This is a genomic window from Schlesneria sphaerica (genome assembly GCF_044336245.1).
GTDB lineage: Bacteria > Planctomycetota > Planctomycetia > Planctomycetales > Planctomycetaceae > Schlesneria > Schlesneria sphaerica.
The window spans coordinates 4734250-4745837 of record NZ_CP172346.1 but is presented as its reverse complement, the minus strand read 5'-3'; the positions used below and the strand labels follow the sequence as shown (position 1 = coordinate 4745837).

Below are 11588 nucleotides of genomic sequence, written 5' to 3'. Positions count from 1 at the left end.
TTCGTCGAGAGACCGCAAAAATCAGCGTGCCAGTCATGCGGTGAAAACGTGAGATTGCGGCTGTCACGCAGCGTCAGGTGACCACGGCGTTATCGTAGACTTGTGATTCCCTGACGGGATCTCGAATTTCGCCCACAAGCCGCTTCTCAACCCGTTCATCACCTTGTTGATCATCGGAAACCTTGAAAAGGCATTTCTAAGTGCCCGACCACGCTTTGACATCGTCCACGAGAGGGACGCCGCGCTGCTCATCCGTCTGGCCCTTGTCCCTTTGCGTCAAGGCGATGATCGCTTCGACGAGCATCGCCAACGCCAGGAAGAGCAGCAGCGTGGAAATACCGAGCAGGATATAAGTCGTCTGTTGAGGAGCCTGGGGACCGCTGAGTTGCCGCACGTATGCGTAGATCATACGTCCCAGCGCCCAGATGCTCATCGTATACATGAACACGGTTGGCAGTCCGACGGCAAACAGTACCCAGATCTCCCGCCGCGTCCGCCACAGCCACACCGTCACGCCGAGCAGTGACAGCGCCGCCAGCAACTGGTTACTGGCTCCAAACAAGGACCAGAAGATGCGCCACAGCGGTGCCGGTTTACCGTCCATTCCGTGGATGGTCTGCATGACGAAAAAGGCGGGGACCCCTGCCGTCAGAAGCGTACCCAACCAGCGGCCCTTTGCATCGTGCCAGCCAGTCAGCTCTTGAATAATGTACCGCCCCAGTCGAGTGCAGACATCGAGCGTGTCATAGACGAAGGTCGTAAACGCCATCAGTGCGAACGAGACGGTTAATTGACTCGAAAGATGGAAACCGGACCAACCCGTACGCCGCACGAATTCAGAAAATTGTTCCAGCAGGGCCCCGATCCCCTGGGCGTAAATCAGGTTTGGCTGCGGATTTTTCAGCAGCGACGCATCGCGTGAAAGAATCATGACACAACTGAGCGACACGATCGCCACCATCGCTTCCAGCAACATCGCACCATAGCCAATCAGTTTGGCATCGGTTTCGTATCTCAATTGTTTCGATGTCGTCCCCGAGGCAATTAGGGAGTGGAAACCAGAACAGGCGCCGCACGCGATCGTGATGAACAGGACGGGAAACAGGGTCTGCCCGTCAGGCGTGGTCCATGAGTTAAACATGGGATATTCGACCTTCGCCCCGCCGAACAGTAGTCCAATCGCTCCCGCCGCCAGCGCGACGTAGAGGAAATAGCCTCCCAGGTGTCCACGCGGTTGCAGCAGCAGCCACATGGGCACCACCGAGGCAATACAGCAGTAGACCAGCAGCAGAATATCCCACGTCTTGTGCGCCATCCGATCGTCGGCAGTGGGGACAAAGATACGCAGGATGTCCGTCATACTGACAGGCAGGTATTGTCCGGCCCAGATTGATACACCGACGAGCGGCAGAAAGATCAGCGTCGCCCAGCCAACCGAAAGCTTGGCATAGCGCATCAAAATCCCCATCACGATGGGAAGTGCCAGATACATTAATGACGACGAGGCGATCCCGGCTCCGGTAACCACATCTCCGTTCTCCAGCGTCTGTTCACCTATGAATGACGCCGCAGTGATGTCGGTGAAGGCGATAATGATGTAAACGAGCGCCAGCCAGACAAAACTGAGGAACAGCAGGAACGCGCGACGACTCATGTGGTCCCGCACTACTTCAGCAATGGATCTCGCCTTGTGGCGAATCGACGCGACCAGCGACGTGATGTCGTGCACACCGCCGATGAAGATCGAACCGACCAGAATCCAGATCAGTGCCGGCAGCCAGCCGAACCAGACTCCTGCCAGAATCGGTCCCACAATCGGCCCCGCGGCAGCGATGGCCGAAAAGTGTTGACTGAGCAGTTCATTCGGAGCCAGCGGCGCGTAGTCCAGATCGTCCTGCAGCTCGTACGCTGGCGTCGTGGCTTTGGGATCCAGTCGCAGCCACCGAACCAGGATGGGGCCGTAGGTCCAGTAAGCGAGTGAAAGAATCGCTGCACAAGCCAACACGATTACGAGCATACTCACGTCGTTGTCTCCACTTGTCACACGCAACCGCGTCTCAATCCCCACGACAGGATTGGCACCGGACTTCCTGTTATCCCTGTCGTGCAGTTTCTACCGAACTCAACCGTTACCGTGTTGCGAAATCTCTGGCCGTCACTCAGCCATCGCCCCATCCCGGCGGCGAATGAAAATCATCACTGCAATGCGCATGTGACAAAAGTCATTTCAAGCCAGTCCGTTCCGCAGTCCCGACGAAAACCGAGCGGTGAATTTCGAACAGTCAAGTAGATTAACACGACACGCGCCCACTCGCATCCGATTTTCACAGTTCGCCTTACGAGAAAATTGCCGCTGCTGTTCCCACCATCTCTACACTTCATTCACCGCCAGTTTCCTCCGGACCTGGTTCATTCGTGGGCCCAATTCATCAACCCCGGCTTACACGACAGCGGACGTTTGGTAGACTATCAGCCACAGTCCTGGTGGATTTGGAGAGCGATGGCATGAGATACGGTTTACTCGTCGGTTTGTTAGCGGTCGTGCTTCCTGCAGCCGGTGTAGCAGGGTCAGAAGAAATCCGTGACGAACGGGCGTTGGGTGAGTTCTTCGAGAAGTCGATTCGCCCACTTTTTGCCAAGCACTGTTACGACTGCCACTCGGTCGACACGGCAGCCGACAATGGCGAGTTGGCGCTGGACGGGCGTGTTGGCCTGACGGCGGGGGGCTCACGAGGTCTGCTTTTCGTTCCGGGCAAACCTGAAGAGAGTCTCCTGGTCACCGCACTCCGCTATTCCGATCCCCAGCTGCGAATGCCGCCCGAAGGAAAAATCTCGAGTGAAGAGATCGATCAGGTCGTCAAGTGGATCCAGATGGGGGCCTATATCCCTGACTACGGTTCTGCGGTCGCCATGAAAGAGAAACAGATTGATTGGGAGTCCGCGCGCAGCTTCTGGGCATTCCAGCCATTGTCGCGGCAGACTGCTCCTGCAATCGATTCGACCACCGACCTGCATCAGCCGATTGATGCATTCATCCGTTCCAGCCTGGCCTCGCAAAATCTGCAACCCAGCCCGGAAGCCGACAAACGGACCTTGATCCGCCGTCTCTGGTTCGATCTGCTCGGACTTCCCCCCACGCCGGAAGACGTTGCCGAGTTCGTTGCTGATGACCGTGTCGACGCGTACGAACGTCTCGTCGACCGCTTGCTGGCGTCGCCTCACTTCGGAGAACGCTGGGCACGTTACTGGCTGGATCTGGCCCGTTACACGGATGTTACCCCCTCGTGGCTGAAGAATGCCGACCAGGCGTGGCTCTATCGCGACTGGGTCGTTCAGGCACTCAACGCGGATCTTCCCTACGATCAGTTCGTCAAGCAGCAACTCGCCGCAGACCTGTATGAAGAAACTCCTCCTGAGGACTATGCTGCACTCGGTCTGCTCGGACTCAGCCCGACCTACTGGAAAGAACTGCAACTCGCCCCGGGAGTCATCGAAGTCATCGTTGCCGACGAATGGGACGAGCGGATTGATGCCGTGACTCGTACATTCCTGGGCCTGACTGTGGCCTGTGCCCGTTGTCACGATCATAAATTCGACCCAATCTCAGCTCGCGACTACTACGCCCTCGCCGGAGTCTTCGCCAGCACGCAACTGACAGATCGCCCCTTGCTCCCTTCACCCTTTGCGGAACAGGTGATCGCCGCCCGTGTCAAAGTGGGTGAACTGGAAGATCGCTTGAAAGCCGTCAAAGATAAGGAATCAGAGGAAGCGAAAAATCTGACCGCCGAAATCGAAGCGATCAGAAAATCAACGCCCCAATTCGACGCCCGCATGGCGCATACGGTTGAAGAGGCCAGCCTGTATGTCATGCCCGACGGACCGGACCGAACGAAGCTGGATGTCCGGAAAGGGCAACCTCGCGACCTGCCCGTATTCCGCCGGGGCAATCCCGGAAATCCCGGCGAGATCGTCCCCCGGCGCTTCCTGGAAGTCCTTTCCCCTTCCACCCCCACCCCATTCGTCAAAGGGAGCGGGCGACGTGAATTCGCCGAAGCATTGTTTCACGAATCACAGGCACTGACGGCTCGCGTCATCACAAACCGTCTCTGGGCACACCACTTCGGACGTGGGATCGTTAAGACCCCCAGCGACTTTGGTACGCAGGGAGAACGCCCTTCACACCCGGAACTTCTGGAATGGTTAGCAACTCATCTCGCCAGCGATGTCACTCCACCTACTTCACGTAACTGGTCGATGAAGCGTCTGCATCGAACGATGATCACCTCCACCACCTATCGCCAGGCCAGCGAAGCTCGGAGTAACCCTCAGGGGGCAGAGGCGATCGCGCTGTCCGTCCAGCTTGACCCCGAGAACCACTTCCTGGCGAGAATGAGCCGTCGAAGGCTGGACATCGAACCGTGGCGAGACGAAATCCTGGCGGTCGCGGATAATCTCGACAATACCCTGGGAGGGCCTGCCGTCGAACTGGACCTGCCAACAAACCGCCGACGGACGCTCTATGGGAAAGTCGGCCGGGATGAACAGCATGATATGCTGCGACTCTACGATTTCCCTCCTCCGACCTCGCACAGTCCCTCGCGCGATGCCACGACGACCCCACTGCAGCAACTCTTCGTCCTGAACAGTGAATTCATCGAGACGCAAGCGGTGAAGCTCAGCGCGAAGCTGCACGAAGGTCACCCCGCAGGGACGACGCGAGACAGGATCATCGCCTGCTACGAACAACTGTTTCAGCGCAAACCGAGCGATGAAGAAATCCGCATCGGCGAGAACTTTCTTCGCCCCGCCGCGAATTCCCCCGTTCCGGAATCAGGTCGTTGGCCAGTCTACATCCAGTCGCTGTTTGGCTTGAACGAGCTGATGTTCATCGACTGACACTCGCGGGTCATTCAAACGGGCACTGCGGTCCTGGGACCTCAGTGCCCGTTTTCCATTATCTCTTTAACACTGATACGTCACCGGGTCGGGGTCGCCGGACTACGAGTTCGACACGAGCCATTCCTGCAGAGCGGCCTGCAATTGCACTAGCGCCTGCTGAGCCGTCGACTTTGCTTCGACCAGCGGCATGTCGGCGGGAGTATTCGCGAACAGATAGAACTTGATCTTGGGTTCTGTCCCGGAAGGTCGCCCCGCCAGCGAGACCTGACAGGGACCGAGCTTCCCTTCGAGAATCAGTAAGTCTCCCGAAGGCTGCGGCAACTCGGAAAGGAGGGTGTTCGCGGGAAGTGATTTGATCACGTGTCGCTTGTAGTCGCGCACCGACTGAAACTCGAGCTGCCCCAGAGTCGCCGGTGTCTGCTCGCGCAGCGCCTGCATCATCCGCGCGATCTGATCACTCCCTTCGGCACCGGGACAGACCTGAACGAACTGAGTTTCATGGAAGTACCCGTGCTTTTGGTACAGTTCGTCGAGTCGCTCAACGAGAGTTTTACCAGCCGCCTCAAGTTCACTGGCCAGTTCCGCGCCGAACAACGCAGCGACACAGGCGTCCTTATCACGACAATACTCGCCGGCCAGATAGCCGACGGATTCCTCGGCCGCAAACACGAACTCAGCCGGCCCGTTTTCATCGATCGTGGCGGCAATGTGCTTGAAGCCCACGAGCAAATCGCGGAAGACGCGGACACCGTAGGATTGTCCAATCGTCGCCAGCATCGGGGTCGTCACCAGCGTCTCAACAAGATAGTGCTTTGGTGACAAAGTGCCGTTCGCGGCTCGCTTGCTCAAGACAAAATCTGCCAGCAAGGCCCCCAGTTGATTTCCCGTCAGACAGACGAACTGATCTCCCGCAGTCCGTACGGCGACAGCCAGGCGGTCCGCGTCAGGATCTGACGCCATCACCAGCGCATGCCCATGCTGTTTTGCATAGTCGATCGCGGGCTGAAGCGCCTGGGAACGCTCTGGGTTCGGTAAATGGTCGGGGACGTTAGGAAAACTGCCGTCCTGTGCCCGCTGCGGTTCGTACAGTTCGATGTTCGTAAAACCGGTCTGAATCAACGACCGATAGATCGATGACTCGCCAACACCGTGCATCGGTGAATACAGAATACGAATCTGCCGCGCCTGCGACAGACTCAGCGCACACACGGCGTTGATGTAGTCCCGATCGACATCGAGACCACTTTGAGGAGAAAGGATAACAATCTTCCCTTCCTTCACAGCCGTATCAAAGTCGATCGAAGGGATCTCTTCTGTCGCATCGACACAATTGATGATCCCCTTATCGTGTGGAGGAAGCACCTGCCCACCTGTGCTCCAGTACGCTTTAAAGCCATTGTCGGCAGGGGGATTGTGGGAAGCCGAAATCATGACTCCCGTATCACATTTCAGATGCCGCACAGCAAACGACAGCTCAGGTGTGGCTCGTGGTTCCGGGAAGAAGTAAACCTGAATGCCATGCGCGGCAAGAATCGAGGCAGTCAGCCGTGCGAACTCGGTCGACCGATGCCGTGTGTCGCGAGCAATCACGGCCCGCAGCGGAACATCGCCGGGGGCGCCCTGCCCTTCAGGTCGAGCGCTCTTCTTGACATAGACGGCCAGTCCGTTCGCAGACTCGGCAATGGTGCGAGCGTTGATCGTAGCCGATCCAAATTCGCTCATGGGACCGCGACGTCCCCCCGTGCCAAACGGAATCCGCTCCCAGAACAGGTTATTGAGAACGTCGAATGCTTCACGCTCGACGAGTTCGAGCAGCTGACTTCGATATTCCGAATAGTAAGATTCCGTCAACCAGCGATCGAGATTTTGCCCGGTTGCAGGGGTGAGTTTTTCACTTTGAACTGCAGCTTTGACCACCTGTCGGGCAGCCTCACATCGGCGATTCACGTCAATTGACATCTGATGCTTCCTGTATTAATGATGTCCGCGCGATGAGGTTCGGTACTGGACCTCAGTTTGATGGCGAAAATCAACGGCGGAATATAGCAAGTCAGGCACGAGAGGAAACCTGCGGTGCAGTTTTCCCGCAGCTGACATGTCGAGAACGAAATACGATCCGTTCGAATTTCGAAGCCTCACCGACCCGGCCATGAAATGCTCTGCAGCAGCCCGCTGAATCAAGCACATTTTGCAGGAACGACGAAAATGTTACATGCAGTGATCATGGCCGGAGGATCCGGCACGCGATTCTGGCCCCAAAGCCGCCGACAGTTACCCAAGCAGTTCCTGCGGATGACGGGAGATCAAACGCTGATCCAGCAGGCCACAGGTCGCTGCCAACCCGTGATCTCACCCGAGCGAACCTGGATCGTCACCGGGGCCGCCCATGCGGTGGAAACCGCCCGGCAATTGCCACAGGTCCCCTCGAATCAGATTCTCGTCGAACCGTGCGGCCGTAACACCGCCCCCTGCATCGGCCTGGCAGCCATCGCAATGCTGGCTGCTGATCCGGATGCCATCATGCTGGTGACTCCCGCCGACCACGTCATCAGCCCCAACGAAAAATTCCAGCAAGCCGTCCAGCAGGCCGTGGAACTGATTGAACAAAATCCCTCCACACTCGTCCTGTTCGGTATCGAGCCTACCTATCCGTCCACGGGATTCGGATACATCCAGCGCGGGGAACGTCTCACCGCGACTTCCCCGGCGTTCCATGTGAAGAGCTTCCACGAGAAGCCCAACCTTCTGACGGCCGCTCAGTTCATGGCGACCAGCGAGTACTACTGGAACTGCGGCATCTTTGTCTGGCGTGCTCAGGCGATTCTGGATGCACTCAAGGAATTTGCCCCGGAAATCGCTGCCTGCCTGGAACGAATCCAGCCCGGAATCGGCAGCGACGAACTGCACCAGCTTCTAGAAACCGAATTCCCCCAGATGCCGTCGATCTCAATCGACTACGCAGTCCTCGAGAAAGCGGCCGGACAGGTCTGCGTACTCGAAGCGCCGTTCCAATGGGATGACGTCGGAAGCTGGCAGGCCTTGCCCCGTCTGCTCGGGGCCGACCAGAACGGAAATACGCTCGACGGAGTCGCCTGTGCCGTCGATACCAAAGGCTGCATCGTGCGCACAGACAATGATCACCTGATCGCGACAATTGGTGTGTCAGATCTGATCATCGTTCACACCCCGACCGCAACGCTTGTCGCAGATAAGCGGGACGAAAACGCCATCAAGATCCTGCTGGCGGAAGTCGAAAAGCGAGGCCTGGAACGCTTCCTCTGATCGACACCGGCTCGATCACAAGCGGATCAATTGCCACGTCGCGTGAACACTGAAACGGCAGTCACGCGACGTGGCACGATCCCCGTGCACGGCGCGCAGACCGTGTTTGATCGAGACGAACTTTGATCGAGACGAACATAGTCACGACATCATTGCCCCGGCTCGCACGGCGAACTGCCGGACCAGCCCCGTAAACTGATCTCCCCGATCAGCGAAATTACGGAACCAGTCATAGCTGGCGCAACCCGGGGAAAGTAGCACGATATCCCCCGGCGCGGACTGCCCCACGGCCCACTCAAAGGCCGCTTCGAGGGAGGACTGCGGTTCTGAAACGATGCACATCGTTGAGGGGACCGCGTTCAACAGGCTATTTAATGGCGCCGCCGTCTGTCCCATCAGAGAGACGGCTTTCGCCCGGGCGGCAATCGCCGCCGACATCCCGCTCAAGTCGACCTGCTTGTCGTATCCTCCCGCCAGCAGCACGATCGGCTCATCAAACGCCCGCAGCGCCACCTCGGTCGACTCGGGCGTTGTGGCAAGCGAGTCATTATAGAATTTGCGGCCTTCCACTTCGGCAATCAGTTGCAGGCGATGCGGCAGTGGTTTGTACGAGGAAATCCCTTCCCGGACACTCGTCTCGTTCGCCCCCATCGTGATCGCGGCAGTGATCGCGGCTAACGCATTCGCCACGTTGTGGTCTCCGGGCAGTGTCAACCACTCCCTCAGGGGCCAGCGCATCACAGAATTGCCCGAACGAACGACTGCCATCGGATGCTCATAATAGATCGCGGGCGAATCCCCCTGTTGCAGGCTGAACTCCCGGCGAATACCCCGCGTGCCCCACTGTTTGACGTCCAGGTCATCCCCATTCACGACTGCGACATCACTCTCACCTTGCCAGCGGAGCATTGTCTGCTTTGCAGAGCGGTAGTGATCGAGTCCGGGATGCCAGTCCAGATGGTTCGGAGCAAAATTTGTAATCACCGCCACATGGGGACTCACCTGCAACCGGTCCAGATCGGTCAGTTGAAAGCTGCTGAGCTCCAGTACAACCAGATCTGTTGGCTGGATCTGGTCGACCAGGGGCAGCAGACTCTTGCCGATATTCCCTCCCAGCCAGACTCGACGGCCGGACCGAGAAGACAGCGACTTTTCCAGAATCGCGTAAATCAGTGCCGTCGTCGTCGACTTTCCATTGCTGCCGGTTACGGCAATGACAGGTGCTCGGTTCCATTTCCAGAACAGATTCATCTCACTTGTCAGCGGAACTCCGGCACCCAGGGCCGCGTTGAGATAGGGACAGTCGCGTTTGACGGCTGGATTCACCACCACCAGATCGGCAGAGGTGAAGTCGTCTTCGCGATGCTGCCCCAGGACCAGTCGCTCGGGAGGGGTGTCCTTCAGTTCGTTTAATGCCTCGGCGAGAGTGTCGGCGGAACGACGATCCGTCACTGTGACTGATGCGCCACGTGAGACAAGAAAGCGAACCGCGCCGATGCCCCCGCCAAACGAGCCGAGACCCATGACGAGAACTCGCCGACCCCGGTAATCGTCAAAGGGGTGATCTGGAATCATGGGGACCGTGCCGACTGGACGTTCAGCAGCGTTGCTGCATCACGAAAATCCTTCAGGACGATGTCAGCCAGATGGGCGTAATCGGGGATTTCCTGCGGAGCGAACAACACACTCCGCATTCCGGCTCGACGCCCCGCTTCGATGTCGAAAAGGTAATCACCCACCATCACGATCTGCGTGACGGGGATCCCCCATTTCCGGGCGATCATGATCGGCCCTGCAGGATCAGGCTTGGGTGGAGCATCCTCACGCGTTACGACCTGTGAGAAGGTGAGATTCCACCGCCCCAGAGTCCGTTCGGCCGCCTCGCGCGAATTTCGCGTCAGCACGGCTGAGGGGATGCCCAGGTCGCGAATCTGGGCCAGGAACTGTGTCACGCCCGAAAAGAGGATCGCCTCATCCGCCCCTCGCAGCTCGTGGGCTCTCATGATGGCCACCATGCGGTCGCGCTGCGGACCTGCCGGAGTCTGTTCCAACCCTTCCAGAATGGGCATCCCCTGCGGCAAACCCATCTCGAGACGCATCGCATCGAAATCGAGTCGCGAATCGACCAGGGTCCCATCCAGATCGAAAATCACACCACGTACTTCAGTCATCGGAACGATCAAGCCCCTTTCGAAAACTCCGTCATCGCCGTAAAGGACCCGATCCGGATCGACTCACGACTGGCAAAGGGCTCACCAAACTTGCGACTGATGGACCAACCCCAGTAACGGGCACGATCTCGGATATCATCCAGCGGCGAAGGAAACTCCTGACTGCGACCAGCAAAGAACTGACTTTCGTAACAACGAACCGAGGCCATTTTCTCGTCGATCGCATCACTGATATCAAAGACAAACGCAGGCTGAGGATGAATTCGCAAGTGAATACTGAAGTAGTAAAGGATCTGCGGTGGGTGAAATGGTTCACCGGGCATGTCCGTGCGCGATAGCTTCGACCAGAACCGGGCTGCTTCGATCAGACTGGTCGCCGCGACGTGATCGGGATGACTGTCTTCCCAGTAAGGGGCGAGCAGGATCCGGGGTCGCACCTGTCGAAAGACACTTGCCAGTTTTCGACGGGCCGCCAACGTCGGTTCCAGCGAGCGGTTCGCCAGCCCCAGATTGTGCCTCCAATCCAGTTGCAGAATTTTTGTCGCCGCAGCAGTCTCTCGAGCACGAATCTCGGGCGAGCCGAAGGGGGTTGGTTCCCCATTGGTCAGATCCAGAACCCCGACACGCAGCCCCTGGCGACGACACTGGATCAAGGTCCCCCCCACGCTGATCTCAGCGTCATCGGGGTGCGGTGCAATCGCCAGAATGTCCAGCGGCGAGTCCAGTTGTTCCATAAGAAGTCGTCTCGACACAAGGAGAGGATTCTGGGATAAGCCGCGCGAGGTTTCTCCCAAACTCACGCTCGCCCAATTTACGTCCAAGCTTAACTCCGCAACCCCGTGGAGCCTAGTCATGCTGCGCCCCCGTCATTCGCTTGTCCTGCTGGTCGCCGGAATCAGCAGCCTGTCCGCCGGCTGTGCCTCAGTCGGAATCAAAAACGGCATCCCTTACTTCGCCAAGCACGAGCAGTGGGAACCGGAGACGGAAGAAGAAGACAAATGGGCATCAGTGGGAAAGATCGGACGGGGCAACCGACCCCTGGAAGACGAGCGAGATCCCGTTAAAGGGATGATCATGTCCAAACAGGCTCAAGACATCGAACGAAACCTGGGGTATAAGTGACCCTCGCCATCCGGGGCAATTCTTGCAATGTTTGAGAGGTCGGCCCACATTCGATTGAGTCGCTCCACGCAGACCAAATCGGCGGGGCGTCACCTCACAGGCGGGCTCACGCCG

At 58.0% G+C, this 11588-nt stretch carries 8 protein-coding genes; 3 read left to right on the top strand and 5 right to left on the bottom strand.

Translation table 11 applies throughout. The features are described from left to right. Positions 1-196 precede the first annotated feature (196 nt). The gene (locus ACGY09_RS17255) at positions 197-2017 is read right to left on the bottom strand and encodes a carbon starvation protein A (RefSeq protein ID WP_397571884.1); all 1821 of its coding nucleotides are present in this window, start codon (positions 2015-2017) and stop codon (positions 197-199) included. A gap of 488 nt (positions 2018-2505) precedes the next feature. Here ACGY09_RS17255 and ACGY09_RS17250 point away from each other — a divergent pair, with 488 nt between their 5' ends. Further along, on the top strand, positions 2506-4896 hold the full coding sequence (locus ACGY09_RS17250; RefSeq protein ID WP_397568695.1) for a PSD1 and planctomycete cytochrome C domain-containing protein: 2391 nt from the start codon (positions 2506-2508) through the stop codon (positions 4894-4896). A gap of 102 nt (positions 4897-4998) precedes the next feature. Here the strand turns inward: ACGY09_RS17250 and ACGY09_RS17245 are convergent, their stop codons facing one another. Continuing rightward, positions 4999-6858: a phospho-sugar mutase gene (locus tag ACGY09_RS17245; RefSeq protein WP_397568694.1), complete on the bottom strand. Its 1860-nt coding sequence runs from the start codon at positions 6856-6858 to the stop codon at positions 4999-5001. Between the two features lie 246 nt (positions 6859-7104). Here ACGY09_RS17245 and ACGY09_RS17240 point away from each other — a divergent pair, with 246 nt between their 5' ends. Further along, complete coding sequence (locus tag ACGY09_RS17240; protein WP_397568693.1) at positions 7105-8181, top strand: mannose-1-phosphate guanylyltransferase; 1077 nt, start codon at positions 7105-7107, stop codon at positions 8179-8181. Between the two features lie 141 nt (positions 8182-8322). Here the strand turns inward: ACGY09_RS17240 and murD are convergent, their stop codons facing one another. From murD to bshB1, 3 genes are read right to left on the bottom strand one after another with little or no spacing between them, the layout of a single operon-like run. Beyond that, entirely contained in the window at positions 8323-9756 is a 1434-nt protein-coding gene (gene murD / locus ACGY09_RS17235) for a UDP-N-acetylmuramoyl-L-alanine--D-glutamate ligase (protein WP_397568692.1), read from the bottom strand. Further along, positions 9753-10352 (bottom strand): HAD family hydrolase, encoded by a 600-nt coding sequence (locus tag ACGY09_RS17230; RefSeq protein ID WP_397568691.1) that lies wholly within the window; start codon positions 10350-10352, stop codon positions 9753-9755. Before ACGY09_RS17230 ends, murD begins: the two co-directional genes overlap by 4 nt. Before the next feature lie 8 nt (positions 10353-10360). Next, positions 10361-11086, bottom strand: coding sequence for a bacillithiol biosynthesis deacetylase BshB1 (gene bshB1, locus ACGY09_RS17225; RefSeq protein ID WP_373653827.1), 726 nt, complete (start codon positions 11084-11086; stop codon positions 10361-10363). A 118-nt stretch (positions 11087-11204) separates the two neighbouring features. On the opposite strand from bshB1, the gene ACGY09_RS17220 reads away from it, so the two are divergent. Beyond that, positions 11205-11474, top strand: coding sequence for a hypothetical protein (locus ACGY09_RS17220; protein ID WP_373653746.1), 270 nt, complete (start codon positions 11205-11207; stop codon positions 11472-11474). The last annotated feature ends 114 nt before the right edge of the window (positions 11475-11588 follow it).